This is a genomic window from Pontibacter pamirensis (genome assembly GCF_010015475.1).
Classification (GTDB): Bacteria; Bacteroidota; Bacteroidia; order Cytophagales; family Hymenobacteraceae; genus Pontibacter; species Pontibacter pamirensis.
The window spans coordinates 1-17,214 of the sequence record NZ_SSNI01000019.1 but is presented as its reverse complement, the minus strand read 5'-3'; the positions used below and the strand labels follow the sequence as shown (position 1 = coordinate 17,214).

At 43.6% G+C, this 17,214-nt stretch carries 14 protein-coding genes; 5 read left to right on the top strand and 9 right to left on the bottom strand.

Translation table 11 applies throughout. The annotated features are described in order from the left end of the window. Positions 1-16: 16 nt before the first annotated feature. The 5 genes from kaiC to E1919_RS15915 all read right to left on the bottom strand — a co-directional run bounded on the left by kaiC (position 17) and on the right by E1919_RS15915 (position 6,871). Positions 17-1,480, bottom strand: a complete 1,464-nt coding sequence (gene kaiC / locus E1919_RS15935) for a circadian clock protein KaiC (protein ID WP_162054405.1) — start codon at positions 1,478-1,480, stop codon at positions 17-19. A 289-nt stretch (positions 1,481-1,769) separates the two neighbouring features. Further along, positions 1,770-2,336: a helix-turn-helix domain-containing protein gene (locus E1919_RS15930; RefSeq protein WP_162054404.1), complete on the bottom strand. Its 567-nt coding sequence runs from the start codon at positions 2,334-2,336 to the stop codon at positions 1,770-1,772. Positions 2,337-2,670: 334 nt separating this feature from the next. Next, a complete protein-coding gene (locus E1919_RS15925) occupies positions 2,671-3,222 on the bottom strand; it encodes a hypothetical protein (protein WP_162054403.1) in 552 nt (183 codons plus the stop codon). A 448-nt stretch (positions 3,223-3,670) separates the two neighbouring features. Next, positions 3,671-4,231, bottom strand: coding sequence for a helix-turn-helix domain-containing protein (locus tag E1919_RS15920; RefSeq protein ID WP_162054402.1), 561 nt, complete (start codon positions 4,229-4,231; stop codon positions 3,671-3,673). 1,005 nt (positions 4,232-5,236) lie between these two features. Continuing rightward, entirely contained in the window at positions 5,237-6,871 is a 1,635-nt protein-coding gene (locus E1919_RS15915; RefSeq protein WP_162054401.1) for a gliding motility-associated C-terminal domain-containing protein, read from the bottom strand. A 1,131-nt stretch (positions 6,872-8,002) separates the two neighbouring features. On the opposite strand from E1919_RS15915, the gene E1919_RS15910 reads away from it, so the two are divergent. Both E1919_RS15910 and E1919_RS15905 read left to right on the top strand, forming a co-directional pair. Further along, positions 8,003-8,233, top strand: coding sequence for a hypothetical protein (locus E1919_RS15910; RefSeq protein WP_162054400.1), 231 nt, complete (start codon positions 8,003-8,005; stop codon positions 8,231-8,233). Between the two features lie 533 nt (positions 8,234-8,766). Beyond that, positions 8,767-9,357, top strand: coding sequence for a hypothetical protein (locus E1919_RS15905; protein ID WP_162054399.1), 591 nt, complete (start codon positions 8,767-8,769; stop codon positions 9,355-9,357). Positions 9,358-9,662: 305 nt separating this feature from the next. Here E1919_RS15905 and E1919_RS15900 read toward each other — a convergent pair whose 3' ends face one another. The 3 genes from E1919_RS15900 to E1919_RS15890 all read right to left on the bottom strand — a co-directional run bounded on the left by E1919_RS15900 (position 9,663) and on the right by E1919_RS15890 (position 12,986). Continuing rightward, positions 9,663-10,241 carry a hypothetical protein gene (locus tag E1919_RS15900; RefSeq protein WP_162054398.1) on the bottom strand — a complete coding sequence of 193 codons (579 nt, stop codon included), beginning with the start codon at positions 10,239-10,241 and terminating at the stop codon, positions 9,663-9,665. 237 nt (positions 10,242-10,478) lie between these two features. Continuing rightward, entirely contained in the window at positions 10,479-11,297 is an 819-nt protein-coding gene (locus E1919_RS15895; protein WP_162054397.1) for a hypothetical protein, read from the bottom strand. Positions 11,298-11,612: 315 nt separating this feature from the next. After that, positions 11,613-12,986, bottom strand: a complete 1,374-nt coding sequence (locus E1919_RS15890) for a vanadium-dependent haloperoxidase (protein ID WP_162054396.1) — start codon at positions 12,984-12,986, stop codon at positions 11,613-11,615. A gap of 962 nt (positions 12,987-13,948) precedes the next feature. On the opposite strand from E1919_RS15890, the gene E1919_RS15885 reads away from it, so the two are divergent. Further along, a complete protein-coding gene (locus E1919_RS15885; protein WP_162054395.1) occupies positions 13,949-14,569 on the top strand; it encodes a PKD domain-containing protein in 621 nt (206 codons plus the stop codon). Continuing rightward, complete coding sequence (locus E1919_RS15880; RefSeq protein WP_162054394.1) at positions 14,524-15,147, top strand: Kelch repeat-containing protein; 624 nt, start codon at positions 14,524-14,526, stop codon at positions 15,145-15,147. Before E1919_RS15885 ends, E1919_RS15880 begins: the two co-directional genes overlap by 46 nt. 312 nt (positions 15,148-15,459) lie before the next feature. Here E1919_RS15880 and E1919_RS15875 read toward each other — a convergent pair whose 3' ends face one another. Further along, complete coding sequence (locus E1919_RS15875; protein WP_237144476.1) at positions 15,460-16,839, bottom strand: sensor histidine kinase; 1,380 nt, start codon at positions 16,837-16,839, stop codon at positions 15,460-15,462. A gap of 106 nt (positions 16,840-16,945) precedes the next feature. On the opposite strand from E1919_RS15875, the gene E1919_RS15870 reads away from it, so the two are divergent. Beyond that, a partial coding sequence (locus E1919_RS15870) for a hypothetical protein (protein ID WP_162054393.1) occupies positions 16,946-17,214 on the top strand: 269 nt, incomplete at its 3' end.

Below are 17,214 nucleotides of genomic sequence, written 5' to 3'. Positions count from 1 at the left end.
GTGTGATTCAAAATTGCTACTCAACTTGAATAAGCATCGGGTTACCTGTAAGAATGCCGCTTAAACCTTCGAAGTGTTTTCCTATGTTAGCCCCTTCATCTGTAATAGAAAACTTCCGGATAGAAGAATCGTGCTTGGAGCCGCGCATTTTAAGGACAGCTATACTTCGTTGCATTTCGCCGGACATTTCAACATAGCGCAACAGAATAATAGAGTCTGTTATAGGAGAGATGTTACCTTCCGTATCTGATGTGCCACCTGCCAGCAAGGGCGTATTGGACGTAAACATGCCTGTTATTTCCTGGTGCTTGAGGTATGATGTGAAGGCAATAATGAACTCCCGGAAACCTTTGTCAGTAGATGTGCGCGATAAAGCAGATAAACTGTCGATCGCAATTCTGTTTGGCTTAAAGCTCTCTACAACTTCCTGGATATTAATGAAATGATCTTCCAGGGAAGAGATCTCCGGATAAACGCATATTACTTTCAGGAGCCCTTCTTCTTCCAGTTGCTTAAAGTCGATGCCCCAGCCGGCTGCGTTACGGTAAAGCTGCTCGCTGCTTTCTTCGAAAGCCATGAGCAGGCAGCGCTCTTTTTTCTCCCGGATTCCCTTCACAAAGTTGGCTACCAGCAATGTTTTACCAGCCCCGATTGCCCCGGAAACAAGGTTAATAGAGCCTTTGTAAAAACCTCCGTTTATCATGTCGTCCAGTGCAGGTATGCCAGAAGTAACCCGTTCATCAGAAGAGGTGTGCTTCAGGTTCATGGCCGACAGCGGGATAATAACGATAGCTTTTTCAGGGTTTATAGTGAAAGGGTTTTCGCCTTTTTCATGGTTGCTCCCCCTGAACTTCAGGATCTCTATAGTTCTTCTGCGCTTCTCTTTTTGTAACACATTTCGTAAAATAATCACGTTATCTGTCAAAAACTCTTCTACTCCGAAGCGGGTGATTTTACCATATTCTTCCAGGCGTTCGGCCGTAATAATAGACGTTGCACCTAAACGCGACAAGGTAAGGGCTACCTGTATCAGTTCCCGCCGGATGGTATGTACCTCCTCGTGAAATTGCGTAAAAATGCTGCCTATAGAATCGATAACTACCCGTTGGGCTTTGCATCTTTGAACAGCCCTTTCTAACCTGACTCTGAAAGCGCTCAGGTCAAAATCGCCAACAGCTACGACATTCTCTTCTTTCGGGGCGGCATCCACAAATATCCATTTCCCTTCTTTCTCCCAGGTATCAATATCCCAGTTAAAGCTTTTCAGGTTGTTCCGGATATCGTCTATCTGTTCTTCGAACGTGACAAAAACTCCCGGTTGATCGAACAACTGAATACCCATTGCCAGGAATTGTGCACCAAATAGCGTTTTTGCGCTACCGGAGGAACCAGCCACGAGTGTGGTTCGGCCTAGTGGCAACCCGCCATGAGAAATATGATCGAAAGAAGTGTTTCCGGTTTCTAGTTTTTGAAGGTTCATAGGCAAGCGTAAGCGGTTTTGGAAGTTGAGGTATTGTTCTGGATTAACAGGTCGATGTGTTACCCTAACAGGTTCTGTAAACAAGCTTTATGAAATGTTCAGGCAGACGATTGTGAATCTATTCAAGCCTGAGAATCTCAATGCTTTTCGTAAGGCTAATGGGTAAATACCTGAAAATGAAGCCATAGCAAAAGCACCCTATTATATGAATACACATACTATAGGAGGCACAAAGGTGAGAGAGATACAAGGGAATATCTTACATACTTATTCAAGTATGTATCAAATTTTACAGGTTCTCGAGCACGCCCTCGCGTTTGTTTTTTATGTGCCTGTAAAATGAAGGAGAAAGGCCAGTCACTTTTTTAAACTGGCTGGATAAATGAGCGACACTGCTGTAATGCAGGCGATGGGCAATTTCTGTAAGGGTGAGCTCATCATAAAACAGCAGTTCTTTTGCTTTCTCTATTTTATGGATAATGATGAATTGCTGAATGGTAATGCCTTTCACTTCGGAGAAGATGTTGGCCAGGTAGTTATAGTTATACCCCAGTTGTTCACTGATGTAAACGGAGTAATTTACCTTTGGCTGTTCTTTTGAAGAATGAATCAAGTCTGTGATCAGCGACTTTATCTTGTCGATGAGTTTACTTTTGCTGTCATCGAGTATCTCCAGGCCTTCTTTACTCAGGTTTTCTTTTAACTGCTCAAGCTGTATGTCGGTAATATCTTTGTGTATCTCAACCATGCCCAGGTCAACTACCACGTACTCTGACTGTACGCCCAGCTTTAGGAGCTCTTCCTGCACCAGCACTTTGCAGCGCTTACTCACCATGTACTTAATATATATTTTCATTCGTATTCGTAAAGTGCATACTCAGATCCGGGAGTATAGTACGGTGTTGCTACTGGGAAAGTGATTAGAACCTGGAGCGAAATGGTAAGCAATGGTAACAGGACTTTACAAACATGTAAAGCAGGTTGGTTCTGTTATCTGTACTTATGACGTTTGTGCCTCAACATTAATTCATTAACCTCTAAAGTATAAATTTAGAAAGATGCCGTTGCCGCGTCAAAAGAAACCCTATGAATTAGTTAGAATAAAAATAACCTTTCCTGAAACCAACAACCGGAGTTTTAAACCGGCACATTAGTAACAGGATAGGCTTATTCTAATTGGATAAAGTTGATTAATGAATGGCAATACCTATGGTAGATACACCTGTAGAGAGGTCGAGGAAGGCTCCAACCCTGTTGTTAAAGTGGTATTCTGTGCCAACGTGCAGATCCAGGAACAAGGGGTTGCCTCTGCGGTAATAATTTCTGTCTCCATCGTAACGATCATCCCAACGTGCGTTAACAATGGCAAATCCCAATGATCCGGCCAGGTAAAAATCCCATTTGGAATTAGCACGCAGTATATCATCAAAATAATAAGAGCCTTTCACACCGACAGGAATCACTGATTCGCGGTAAGTATAGTAGTTGTTGTTATCGCGGTAGTCGTTCGAGAAAGTGGAGAAGCTTATAAAAGGTGCCAGCGTAAAGCGCTTCGCCACATCAAACTCATAGTTAACATTGATGACTGGTAAGGTACGATTAGTATATTTATAATAGCCGCCGTAGCCGCCTATGCCTACACCTAAGTTTAATGTGCTGCCGTGTTTTTCCTGGGCAGTTGCATCAGGTTGGAAAAAGCTGATAAACAGGATGGCTAATGCGATGGTAAATAATCTTTTCATGTAGTATGTTATTAATTTCTGTTAAGGGTGGTTTTATATTATGTGGGTAGGTTATAGCAAGGCTTGTCAAGTAGTGTGTTTATATTTCAGCGCGCAGCACTATAGAACCTGCTTTTTATTTTGAGTTGAAATGCAGCGTGACCTGTATGAATTAACTGTATGGGTATGGTGGTATGCGTTGGTGATCAGGAACCTGATCCTAGATGTTTGACCTTAGGAAAGGAGAAGCTGCATTAACGCTGAACATCTTTTTTGATGCCTTGCTGGCGTGCTGTTGTTGATGCTTCTGGTAATGCGGGTGTTTTAAGATTTGATAACAATCAGTGGGGCTTTAATATCCGTTACTGGCGGAAGATGTGCCTGTTGTAGCACTCCTGTTTTGATGTTACAAAGGTGGGGCGGTTTGGATAGAAATTTGTTACATATAAAGAAATGTATGTTACATATATCACATGTTTTCCAAATTGGCCATTCGCTTTTGCTTTAGCTGCTTATAAAAGGAAGGGGAGAGGCCCGTGACTTTCTTAAACTGATTAGATAAATGGGCGACACTACTGTAGTGTAGCCTGTGGGCTATCTCTGTAAGATTAAGCTCTTTGTATAACAGCAACTCTTTTACTTTTTCAATTTTATGGAAGATGATAAAATGCTGTATGGTGATGCCTTTCACCTCGGAGAAAATGTTGGCCAGGTACGTATAGTCGTGGCCCAGTTTCTCGCTGATAAAGTCTGAATAATTTGCTTTAGGAAATTCATCAGAGTAATGGATCATCTCGATGATGACGTTCTTAATCTTTTCTATCAGGATACTTTTCTTATCATCCAGCAGTTCAAGACCAGAAAGAAGAAGATTGCTTTTCAGAAGTGAGCGCTGTTCCGGTGTTATGTCTTCGAGTATCTCAACAGTGCCTAAGTCAACCACCACATACTGCAGGCCCAGTTTGCTCAGTTCTTCCTTCACCATCATTTTACAACGCAAACTCACCATGTATTTAATGTACAGTATCATAAAAACCTTTTATGCCCTCTGTTTTCGTTTAAAATACCCTATAAAACAAACCGATCTCTAAATAATAGGAGTTTATTATTTAAGTATAGTTCGTAAATATACTGACTAGTCTTTCATCATCAGGCTATATTTTCAGATACTTACCCTTTCGTTGCTTTGCTGTTACGCTTACACCTTGAAGGAGCCTAAAGTAGTTTTAGTGCTTCCAAAATTATGAAACCCGAAGAAAAGTATCATTGCGCTTTGTTTATCAGAATGCCTTTGTTGTGCGATACAGTTCATCCAAGTGGCGGTGCAACAGTGTTCCCTGTTTCTACAGCGCTTGCCTTAGTTAAATTAGTACTCATCAAGCGGGTACGATAAAGGCGAAATTATAATCATAGTGTATGAGACAGGCAGGCTACTGAAGAAGGTTATCATAATTAGAATAGACAACACCTGCCGAATGTGGAGTAAACATAATAGGACTGAGGCTTAGAAGCAACGCCTATCCAGAATCTTTAAGAACCCTTAACCGCAGAATTATTGTCCACAGCGTACTAACAGACTTGTACAGGAAAAATAGAAGAAAGCGGTCAATGAAAAAGTGTTCCTGCAGGCAAACAAGGTCCTGCAAAATAATCACTATGGCTATATCGAACCGAAAAAATAGAGTCTGTATCAAAAAAGCCTGAATCGTTTCCGATTCAGGCTTTTTTATGTGGTAGACCAAGACACTCAATTATCGAACAATCTCTTCGCTGATTTGACTGCCATCGCTGATTTTTATCGCGCTTGTTAGCTATATAAATAACAGGTTAAGAGAACTATTAGTTTATCCAGCTATAGCTACTTTCTAAGAGCCCGTCACCTAATATATTATGACCGCTAATCCTAACCTTAGTAAAAGCGAGCTAGTTAATAGCTAAGTGCTTTCTAGAATACAAGATAGATGACTCTTGGATTCCTTTACCTCATGATATGTATTAAGCTTTTATGGTAGTAGTCGGTATATTAATTTACCTTCTATCTTGCTACTTCAACCCAACCTTTGTATCTCTTTCCCAAGTTAGGCACTTGAAGGCTATAAAAGTAAACCCCTGATGTTAGGCCTTTCCCGCTCCAGTCGTTCCGGTAGTTAGTATTTTTATACATTTCTTGTCCATGATGATTGTAGATGGTTAACTGTTTGCTGCCTTCCACCTTGTTTAATCCTCTGATATGGAAGGTGTCGTTTAGGCCATCGCTATTGGGAGTGAATATATTAGGAATAAAAAGTTCAAGGTTAATAATCACTAAACTGGCAGATTGCTGGCCGCACCCATTAGAAGCTGTTACCGAATACGTGCCGGCTTCTGCAAAGTACCTGATGGTATCTGTGTTACCATCACTCCAAGTAAAGTGATTTCCATAACTATTTACAGTTACCTTTTCCGAATTGTTGTTAATCACATAGAGCGTATCTTGAGACAGAGAGACAGCAGGAGGATTAGCTCCCAGTAAACAAGGATCTTCATATAAATACGATTGAATAAAATTTGGAAGACCTTGCCACGTCATGTTACCCCCAAGGCTAAGGCCATCCTGTTCAAAATTACAAGCTTTGCCCAGTAGTGTTGGCGCATGAATAACATCAAGGTATTCATTCTCCCTGCATCTGCCGGTTCTGCCGCCCATGTAGATCTTGCCATCTGGGGCTAACTGAAGCATGCCAAAATTGTCCGCATCCTGGGCAATGATCTTTTCTGAACTTGTTATTGCAGTTATATTCCATTTTGTTAGATCATATTGTTTCAGAACACTGGCTCCTGGGGAGCAGGAACCTAATCTGGAAGATATGTATAATAGTTGGCTGTTTGGTGAAAACTCTAAACCTTCAGTATTGCCCTCATACTTTAGCTGAATACCATTATCAAGTTGCCCTGTTTTATTGTTGAAATGAAATAACTTCACTGTTTGGCTCTCCAGGCCATTGGCAATAGCTACTTTAGTTCCGTCTGGGCTGAACTTTGCCTGACCATAGTCCAAACCTCCTGTAGCTGTACCCGCTTTAGAAATGACTGGTTCCGGCTTGATGCCTCTTTCATCTATTAGATAAGTGTAAATCTCATTAGTTAAAGAACCTTGAACGAGCACCCATACACGCTTTTTGTCTGCATGCAACACAGCGGTTATTTTTACTAATAGTTTATGACTGCCTAGGTTATTATTTTTTGAACTTACCTCACCAGAAGGGTTAGAGGTGAAGTCAACTTCATGATAAAGTACTTTGTGATCCCAAAAATCATCGCTGATTGTGAAGATGTAGTACTGTGTGCTTGAGCCTGGTTTTGGTACAATGATGACCTGCTGGCTAATGTTTCCATCATGAGCATCTAATCCGGTTCCGTTTACCATTATTTCATGCTGGGCAGTCCATACCCGCCTTCCGTCAGTGTAAAAGAGCAAGTTACCTTCTTCATCACAGATAGTAGCAGTAGCATTTACCTGTATAGCAGATGTATGTATGGGAACCGGGGGAGTTTGATTAAAATCTATACCAGCATTATACCCGAAAGCCCATACATTTGCTTTTTTTGATTGTGCAAAACATACGTGTTGAATGCCTAAAAAGAGTACAAAGAATAAAAATGGATAGTATCCTGATATTCGCGTCTTCACTTACAAATTGATAAAAGAGAAAATTTTGTTTAAATATGCTACGAAGCATATAAATCTACAAATTTTCTCTTTCCCTAAAAGTCTTCTATTGTCATTATTTTATGGAGTAACCAAACCCAGAAGTCGGACTAGTGTAGCGTAAAATTGATATTTGCTTTGATGTTCTCAGCATTCAGATGCAAATTAGTTTGGGAATGGCCATCACTATCTGTCCAAGATTTATTTTCTCATTTCTGCTGTCAACGTTCTCAAAGTGCAAGCTTTCTTCTCTAGTTGCCGCAAGTGTTCATGAGTTGATGGGCGAACAGAAAAAGCTCATTTTAGGCATCATAAAGAGCTAAAAACAAAAGGCCGAACAGCAATTCTGCTAATCGGCCTTTTCTGAGGTCGACCAAAGCTCTCAATTCTGGAACAATCTTTTCGATGATTTAACTGCCATCGCTGATTTTTACTGTGTTAACAAGTGACTGAGGAATTAGCAAAAGAGGAGCTATAGTTTTATTGACTATAGCTCCTCTTTTGCTAATTTAGCTTTGGCTGATAAGTATCATTATGTTCAGTAGAGCTGCTGTACGTCTACACTACGCGCAAAGGCGGCTCAGCTTGTTAAAGCGCAGCTATAGAAAAAGTTGTTTAAAGAAAGCGGGTAGACGCTCCTGAACTATCTGCCGTGGCCACTACCGAAGTACCCTCTTCCACTCTATTCATGGCTGATATTTTCTTCCCTTTTGTAAGTATGAGTTGCGAATACTTAGCCCTAGGCCAGAGGCACTGGCAAGTTGTGTTTTTGTGCCACAAAAACACAACTTGCAATCAAATTCCCGGAGGGGTGAATGTTTGGAAGTGAAACAGGTTGCAGCATGTTATATACGAGCTGCATAGACTAATTGGGCTTACTAGTGAGTTTATTCTAACGGCTCTGCTATGGCCATTTGGGTACATCGTGGGTATGAAGCCTCTGTTCTGCAGAGGCTTCTTTTTTTATAGAACTCTACAAAGTATAGGGAGGCAATTTCAGTATTTGAATACACCGTTTCGAAATAGACTTTTAAGGGGTAGAATATGCAATGACTGATTGGTATAATTGTTATTTTTGTACATAACTCATTTTTTACCCTAACCCATAAAAAAATGACAGATTTTGAAGTGTTGCAAGAGATTGCAAAAGCGCCGGCAGAAAGAATAGACCATCAAAGGTTTGCCGAGTTGACAAAAGGAGAGAACGCGGAGAGCGTGTACCACAGATTAAATTTGCAAGGCCACGTTGAAGCAGCAGGGCCTCCCGGTGTAGAAGAAATGAATATGCCTCCCATGGTTCGTATCACGATGAAAGGTAAAAGTCACATCGCCAGCTCATCGTAACGACAAAAAAAACATCCGGTGAGGAGTGGCTTTTTTGCCCTTCATATCACAGATTATCAGGATTTTTTATTTTTATAGCTCTTTCATTTAGTATTGATTAGTTGAACACAGAAAAGCTCCTGCAGTGATGCACGGGCTTTTCTGGTTTAGGGTGGAATTGTTGGAGATTGTTGGAAGCGAATCCCGGTTTTGCCTGAAAAGTGTTACCCCTTGTGCGTCCGGAATTGTACGTTGTTTAGAAGCGGCTTCTAATTAACATAACAGTAGTTATAAGCGAAACAGCCCTGAATGGCTGGAATCGCACCCGCTGATTTTGGTACTTTCGCGGGAGCGGAGACTCTAGGCAGGTGTATGTTATATTGACCGGAATATATAGTATATTAGGCAGTCCGGTTCCGGTTATTTGTCGATTTCGACAGATAAGCCGAATAGAATTCCATACATACTAAACGTTGCTTGTAAGCTGAAACATTCACCTTGAGAAAGAATGAGATCAGATTGGGTTAAGATAATATTATTTAAAAAAGTATAGTATGAAAATAAGCAAATTACATCCCCACATCTTACTCCCGATCTATTCTCTTGTTTTTCTTGCTATGCTGCTAGCAACTGCTTGTAAAAAGGATGAGAAAATGCCAAGCATTGCGGGCTATTACAGGATGGAATCGCTGGAGGCGGACAGGCAGGTAGATCTGAACAATGACGGCAATGTCTCTACCAATGCAATGGAACAGATCAGCCAATCTACTATCAATACTCAATATAACTTTAATCATCCTCATAGTTATTTGGAGATAAGGCCTATGAGACACAATACACAGCGCCTATCTGTACCTTTCCCAGATCCACGTATGACCTGGGACAATGGGGCAGTAACTTATCTCAGAAACGGTCTTAATGGCATTGGTTATGGGTATAGCTATGATGAAAAGAATAAAGTTGTTCACCTTGACCGCACTAACGTGGAGCAGCAGAATGAGGAGTTGTGGGGCAAGCTTGAAGATATTAAGGTAGTTGAAAAGGATACACTTGAGCTATTGGTAAGTAAGAACTACTATGATTTTAGGACCGCAAGTTGGATAAAACTTCAGTTGGTTGGCATCTATGCCAGAGTTAAAAACTAAAGTTTGTACGGTAATCTAGTAGCAGCATTTATAGAAAGTCTCCTGCCAGACAAGTTTTATCTCAATTGCAAAAGAAGTAAGCAAAGTCAGAATTAAGGTAATATTTGCCGAAAATAAATGAAGAAGTGCCTGCAAGCAACACTATGCACAAGACATGCGTCGACCGATGGCCTTGCCCGTCTCATGCACGAAACCGTTCGTCTTGCTTAACATAAATGGGCTTATAAGAAAGTACAGTGGGCATAGCTGCTCACATGAAGGGGCACCTATCAGCTGAGGATTATAAGCAGTGTCACCAGGACTGATTATGCCCTGCCGTGACTTTCCCTCCTTCTCAGGTCCCGAAGCATTAAGTGTTTCGTCGTGATTAAATTCATTTTGTGTTTCTTGACCATATCAAGCAACTCTATAACCAGTGCATCGGAATAAACATCCTTCAGGATGGCAAGGGCGTCCTGAATTAAAAGTTCGATTTCCTTTACACTATAGCCGTATTTAGCGGCCAATTCCTCTTTTGATACTATCTCCCCCACACGATGAGACACATCAGTAGCCCCTGCTACTGCTTCAGCCCCTAACAAAGGGATGAACTCCTTTATCTTCTCATTGGCTTCTGCTATAATGCTCTCAGAGCCTGGTATCTCCCTGTTCACCTTTACTACTTCTGCTAATGCCGCCATGGCATCTATTACATCTCGCTGTGTCATAGTATTTTTATCTTTGATGTTTACACCCATTTCTGCAAGCTTTTGTGATACCAAGTCATCTATCGCCTGATACATCGGCACACTCAAGGCAGCGGCCAACATAGTCACCTTCTGCCTGGTGGAGTGGGGAACCTTGAGAGTGGCTCTGTCATCCTTCCTGTTCTCGTTTTCTTTCATGTACGTAATGTAGTAAATGTAGTACAATATGGCGAGCAAATTTTTTAAAGGCTTTGCCAAGAAGTTTACAAGAAAGGCTCCTCATAATGGGGAGCCTTCACTGTTCTATAACGCCGATTATGTTCCCCAGGAACGAATGTTTTTCTCCTGTTGCCGGTCAGAGCATGTGACCCAGGAAAGCGGGGAATTATGATCGTAAAATAATAAAATAACCTGCTCTACGCATCATATACCCTGTCATTGATCCGAAGGGTTACAGGCAAAGTCAAAAAGCGTTGAACGTTTCTGATTCTTTGTTCCGATAATCAAAGCATCAAAATAGCCTATGGTATTATCAAACAGTTCCCGTGGGTTGCCTCCTATAGTAAAGCGCACACCCTCTCCATTATGTCCCATAGGCGGCGTATCAATAATACGTGCATCGGCATATGCCGGTATGCTGATTAATTCCTTTATGGTAACTATGTTATCCGAAAACTCCGGTAGCTCCATAAGCTCAATATGCCATATCCCCTTCAGCGCATCCCATTGCTGCCAGGTGTTGTACACGACAGGGATGTAGGCATTGCCCTGGAAATACTCTAAGGGGTTATAGAATATATTTCCATCCCTGTCCCCATCGTTGTCCAAATCCACCTGTAAAACCATGATGGTTGGCGATTGCTTGATGACGTAGGTACTGTACTTTAGCTCTGTTAAATCCGCTAAGCGTGTTCCGTTGTATCCGACCCTGCGAAGGCGAACCCTTCTCAGTGTCGGGTCATCAGAGGTGGGGAGGTTCATCTTGACACTCCCTTCAAGCAAGCGCGGGTTACTGTTGTTTTCAGGCCCGCAAACAATCTCCACGTGTTCAGACTCATCTGAAAAGAGTTGATTGCCAGAGACATTGTTGACCTGCTGTTCTCTCCATCCCTTGGAATGGAAGTTGTTTTCATTGATCCTTTCAATTGTATACCGTCCCTTGTGTGGCTTTAGCTCATCATCTAACAGCTCACATGAATGAAAAACGATAGCTGCCGAAAGAATAGTTGCTGCGGTTAAGAATTGTTTTCTCATAGGAGTTTGGATGTTGTTCAGATTTTTTACCGTCTTCAGATCATTGCTTCTTGTGCCTGGCCGTTGAGAACGATTGCTCTGACCTTGTTGACGTTCTTTGTCAGGCGTCAGAGGTGCGTTTGATGCTCTTCTCACTGTGTTTTCAATTCCCGGAACTGGTGTAGTAGTCCATTTCCTTATCCTACAGCTTTACCTTGGGTGGCCTCATGGATACACCAAGGTAAAGTATGTCTTCTAACAGGCAGATGAAAGAATCAAGTACATACAAGCCTCAGGTTTAACATTGTAAACCTGAGGCTTGTATATCCGGATGAGTTAGTGGGGAGTCAAATCAATGTTAGCTATATAATTACCTAATTCTCTGCCTATTTCCCGCGTAGTGTCCATCGTGAATTTGTAGTGTATGCCGCCATAAACCCTGGACATAGCCACCTCCTGGTTCAATTCTGAAATGGAAGCATAATGCCGCGGTTCATCGCCTCTCCAGGCATACGCGTTGTCAGTTACCGGAATATCACCAAACTCTTGTATTAGCACCTGCATCACAGGACTATAATATCCGGATTTTCCGGAAGGATACTCAGGATAAGGAGGGGAAGGCAAATAAGATAGCCAGGTTGGATCAATGTGCCGGCGAATGTAGATCACTGGTTGAAGCAGGTTATAATGATATTTATCCCGAAATACAATAAAATGACCGTCTCTCATCGCTATACCGGTTTTGGCATAAATTTCGGCAGCTCTCCCAAGCTTCGCATTCCTGCTTTCCAGTATTCCTGTTATAATAGAAAGAATATGCCCGGGTAGAGGAACTCCTACACCTGTTCCTCCCCCATCAGCCCACCATCTGGCGATTGCCTTTTGCTCATCAGTCAACGTTTTTGAGATATCATATACTTCTTTTGCTGCTTCATAGAACTGAGATGACTCATCTTCTGAATAAGGAAAAGGTAATGGAGGCGTTGTAGCGGTTAGGCTATAGGCCAGGAAAGGTCTTGAATCCTTTAAAAAAGGACCTACCGGATTGGCAAAGCCTGGAGGATTGGGTACCCAGGCACCAGGACCCTGGGGTAATTCATAGCCTTGGCTAGAAAGGTTAAAATCATCTGTGGTAGACCAGTTGTAGATGGCTGTGGCAACCGCACGGCCATAGGCTTGAGAACGGCTAATCACGGCATCGGAGGTGCTTAGCCTGAAACGGTTGTTATAGGCATTCTCCATTGAATCTATACGGGCTATATTAGCTTCGGACAGCCCCACTAAAAGCTGCTTGAACATACTGGCCAAGGCAGCATTGGCAGCGGCGCCCCACAAATACTCCCGATGTGAATCCGGCTTGGGCATGGCTGGCATTAGGTAGAGTTTGGTAGATAAACTCACAGCGCCTTTTATGCCGGGGCGTACTGCTTCATAGAGGCCTACTCCTATATAGGCAAAATTTCTGATATTCAGCAATGTGACGGGTTGCGGGTTTGCACGCAGTTGAGTCCGGGCTATTAGTTTGTACCAGTCATAGACCACAGTGGCACTCTCCTGAGTTGCATTCCCCTGGCTGTCTTTTGGCGGCTCGTCAAAGATGTCTTCTATTTGCTCACAACTGTACAAAAAACTGAAGAGGAAAAGCACGAACAGACAAGATGCTTTCCGGCGGTTGCGCATGGATAACAAAGACTTGAATAGTGGTTTCATAGCGAATTATTTGTTTGGTGAAATGATAAAGGAATATGGAAGAGGTAAAATTGCTGCGGATACTAGTTGCTTTCTCCTACAGTTTTTTAGATGTGATGCAGGATTTTTTACTGTCTTCAGAACATGGCATAAGTATTTGCCCATGTGGCCGGGATGGCGTCGCATTTGGAAGGCTGAGTAGAATTTGTGGGAAATTATTGTTCCTGATGACGAATCAGCAGATTTCCCTCGCCTACAATAGGAGCTTGTTTCTCGACGAGCTGCCCGAATTTAAGCACATGGGGTATAGCTCAACTTAGAGTTATCACGAATACCAATTGCAGGGGTGCGCTATCGGTATAGGAGGTGTATTCAAGTAAAAGTAAGAGCCTCGCTCTTAGATGATAGAAGTATGGGTTCCGGAAAATAGCTGCTACTGTAGCAGGCATGGCCACTATTACATACGTGTTTATTATATGACTATATTGCCGTTATATTGGATTGTAAGTTAATCGCCATAAATTTAAGGCAAAGGTGGCATAATTGCTGGTATAGGCGCTGTTTAGACTTTGCTCAAAAAAGAGGTCATGGTATAATCCTGAAATAGTTTACAAATAGTTCTACCGTATTTACCTGTTACTGCAATTTAATCAATAAAAATTTTAATTACAGCTCTACCGATTTTCTTGTGAGACGTATAACTTGAATAGGTTTTTCCTTCTAACGTAGCAGCCACATTTTTGACAGCTGTGTTTCCACTTGCAGAAGAATAGGCTCATGCCGCCTTGTCGGCATGCCTGCAGTGCCGCTAGCACGACACTGCTTTTGGTGCCCTTGCTGACTCCGCACTGCGTTCCCCGTTTTGACACCTCCTGCTTATTGACTCCACCCTCGCTCTATAGCTGGCCCTTTCAGCAGTACCTGAAGCAGCCAAGTGCTTTTCGTTTTCCTGCTACTCATCGCCTGTCCCTAAAGCATCTGTTATGAAACCACACCTCAGATTAACTTTCATCCTGCTGTTAGCGCAGCTGCCACTCCTCTCCTGCCAAGAGGACTTAGACGCTGACTTACAAACAACAGTGGAAGCCAAAGCCGGCCCTGACCAGTCCATCACCTTGCCACAGGACAATGCGCTTTTAGATGGCAGCCAGTCTTCTGCTACGAAAGGGAATATAACCAATTACGGCTGGTCCAAAATTGCCGGCCCACTCTCTTTCCATATAGCGGATGCGTCAGCTGCCCAAACACAGGTAAGCGAGTTGACAGAGGGAGAGTACCTGTTTGTGTTGAAAGTGACGGCTGAGGGGGGTGTTTCGGCAACAGACACAATGGTGCTGGTGGTGGTTGATACCGCTGACGATGCCTCCGCCCATTGGACCCTGCTCACAGACATGCCGCAATATGAGCCCATCGTTGACCCTGAGCCCTGGTTTAATGGCTCAAATTTCCTGCTGGGTATCGCCAACCAGGTGTTTGCCGTCAGCAACAGGGGGGCGTGTGGCGGTTGTCTGGGTACAATAGCTGGGACAAAAGGGGGAATTTTCCCGAGAAGATGCTCATGCCGCCCCTTGTCTTTAGCCTCGGTGACAAAGGGTACTTCCTAGGAGGAAAGCGCCTCTGGCAGTACGATGCCGGGCAGAACACCTGGGAGCAGAAAAACGACGTTCCCGACGCCCTTCTGCATGTCCAGGTCCCTTTGGTTATAGAGGATGAGATTTACCTCGTCGGCTTCACCGGGCAAGTCATGCGCTATGTCCCGGCGACAGACACCTATTCAGCCTTGGCTGCTTATCCGGGCACAGATGTTGCCGCGGGGTTCGTGGTGAATGGGAAGGGCATGTGCATGGAGGCAGACGGCACAAGCTGGGAGTATGACCCAGTCAAGGATAGCTGGCAGCAGAAAGCCAGCCTGCCGCCCTCTATCATCAGCATGAGGGGCTTCTCATTAAACGGCTACGGCTATGTGCTTGGTGATTTGAACAATGCCGCCTACAACTTTAACCAGCCCATCAAAGTGTGGCGATATAACCCCGCGGCAGACCAGTGGCATGGGCTTGAGGAGGGTTATCCCGGAAACGGAGTATACGAAATAAATGCTATCTCCCTGGAGGGCCGGGCAATTATAGGGTTAGGCTATAACAATGGTGATTACTTGGCAACTGATATATGGCGGCTTGATTAATGTACAGCAGGGGTAGTGAGAACACCAGGTATTGCTAGCGCCTATAAGTGCTTATCTTTGTCATTTTCAACTGGTTAGCTCCTGCTGTTAAGTATTGGCAATACATACTCCCCGAGGCTCGTCCTGAAAATCACCAATTTACTGAAATGAAAATAGAAGCCTTTGCGCTGACGCAATTAGGCTGTGCACTGCACTAGGCCTATGGCCTCTATTTGTCTTGTATCAAACAATGTATGGTTTTGAGATGAAAGATAGCTGTGGAGGAGGTCCTACTGAAAATAGCTTATCGGCACCTCATAACGCTGATTATGTTTAGTAATGAACTGCATGTCGAGTGGGCTCTTGGGCTACAGGAACATAAGGAAGCGTGATAGTAAACTCCGTCCACTCTCCTTGCACAGTATCCATGCTCAGTTCTCCTCCGTGCCCTTTTGTGATGATGTCGTAAGAGAGCGAAAGCCCTAAGCCAGTACCCTGCCCGGTGGGTTTGGTTGTGAAGAAAGGCTGGAAGATTTTGCCTTTAATGCTCTCGGCAATTCCAGTACCATTGTCCCACACCTGTAGCTCCACTTTTCCCTTCCGGGTTGCAGTGCTGACCGCCACCTTCGGCTCATACCCCACCAGCCCCAGCTTCTGTTTTTGCTGCACGGCGTAGAAGGCATTGTTGAAGAGGTTGAGCAGCACCCGCCCCAGCTCCTGCGGCACCACCTCCACATCATCCAAGCTCTGGTCATAGGAGGTGTCGAGGGTACATTGAAAGTTCTTTTCTTTAGCCCGAATGCCGGAGTAGGAGAGGCGCAGGTACTCCTCTGCCAGGGCGCTGAGGTTAGTCAGCTGCTTTTCGCCTGCGCTTGTGCGGGAGTGCTGCAGCATGTTCTTGACAATAGCGTCGGCCCGTTTCCCATGGTGGTGAATTTTCTGTAGGTTCTGCTTTAGATCAGCTGTGATGGAAAGAACCATTTCAGGGTCACCTGCCTTTGCTTCATCCTCGATTTCAGAGCACAGTTCAACGGACACCTCAGAGAAATTGGTTACAAAGTTCAAAGGGTTCTGTATCTCATGGGCTACCCCGGCTGTCAACTCACCCAGGAAGGCCATTTTCTCCTTCTGTATAAGTTGGGTCTGCGTGGCCTTGAGCTCCTTTAAGGACAGGCTCAGCTCATACGTGCGTTCGGCTACCTGCTTTTCAAGCGTTTCGTTTTGTGAAGCTAAAAGTTCCTGCTTCTCTTTTTCCTGAGTGATGGCTTTCTGTGATAGTTCCTCAACTTCCGCCAGCTTTCTATTGAGGGTGCTGTTGATAAAGGCGAAATCAAGTCCCAGATATACAGAGGTGGCTATGGGAATGCTTAAAACAGATATTATATAGAGTATGGACCTGAAGGGAGACAAGCCTAGGAGGAATTCTCTTGAAAACACACCCATTGAAAGAAAAAAAACGAAGAACAGAAGACAGCATATTGCTCCCCAGGCAATAAACCAGGCACCTCTTTTCCCCTTTTTTGCAGACTGTAGTGCAATGCGTAGCATATTTAATTTGATGACTACTTCCAGTAAAGCTCCTCCTACTATCCAGCCCCAACCATACTGCGGTATGACAAAAATTACGCTGAGCACCACCAGAACAAGCAGCGCAAAATAGATGGTGTCCTTCTTCCGATCAGATAGCTGGTACACGGCAGTCAGCAGGAACATATCAGCTAGCAGTATGAACGTAAAACAGACATTGTAAAGAAGAAACCGGGAGGCGACGTCGGTCTTCTCCTGAAATAGGTTGACAGTTTTTAAACAAACTATCCCTATGGAAGACCACATCAAAGAACTACTTAACCGCTATCAGTATAGCGAGGAAGTCAAGAAGGCAGCAGCCTTTCGCGTGCTTTTTGGAGGCGAAGATGCCAAGCAAGTGATGCAGGAGCTTGGCGTACACAATGTCAAAACTATTCATCATTGGGTTACGGACGACCAGCGTAAGATTGAGCAAGGACTTATATCTTTACCACCCATGAATGAGAAGCAAAAGCAAAACCTGGAAGCACTCAAGCAGCGAAACAAGCAGCTGGAGAAAGC

Coding starts and splice junctions, on each gene's coding strand:
- E1919_RS15910 (WP_162054400.1), top strand. CDS start 8,003: ATGACAGATTTTGAAGTGTTGCAAGAGATTGCAAAAGCGCCGGCAGAA.
- E1919_RS15900 (WP_162054398.1), bottom strand. CDS start 10,241: ATGAAAGAAAACGAGAACAGGAAGGATGACAGAGCCACTCTCAAGGTT.
- E1919_RS15895 (WP_162054397.1), bottom strand. CDS start 11,297: ATGAGAAAACAATTCTTAACCGCAGCAACTATTCTTTCGGCAGCTATC.
- kaiC (WP_162054405.1), bottom strand. CDS start 1,480: ATGAACCTTCAAAAACTAGAAACCGGAAACACTTCTTTCGATCATATT.
- E1919_RS15905 (WP_162054399.1), top strand. CDS start 8,767: ATGAAAATAAGCAAATTACATCCCCACATCTTACTCCCGATCTATTCT.
- E1919_RS15885 (WP_162054395.1), top strand. CDS start 13,949: ATGAAACCACACCTCAGATTAACTTTCATCCTGCTGTTAGCGCAGCTG.
- E1919_RS15880 (WP_162054394.1), top strand. CDS start 14,524: ATGCCGCCCCTTGTCTTTAGCCTCGGTGACAAAGGGTACTTCCTAGGA.
- E1919_RS15890 (WP_162054396.1), bottom strand. CDS start 12,986: ATGAAACCACTATTCAAGTCTTTGTTATCCATGCGCAACCGCCGGAAA.
- E1919_RS15920 (WP_162054402.1), bottom strand. CDS start 4,231: ATGATACTGTACATTAAATACATGGTGAGTTTGCGTTGTAAAATGATG.
- E1919_RS15930 (WP_162054404.1), bottom strand. CDS start 2,336: ATGAAAATATATATTAAGTACATGGTGAGTAAGCGCTGCAAAGTGCTG.
- E1919_RS15875 (WP_237144476.1), bottom strand. CDS start 16,839: ATGTTCCTGCTGACTGCCGTGTACCAGCTATCTGATCGGAAGAAGGAC.
- E1919_RS15925 (WP_162054403.1), bottom strand. CDS start 3,222: ATGAAAAGATTATTTACCATCGCATTAGCCATCCTGTTTATCAGCTTT.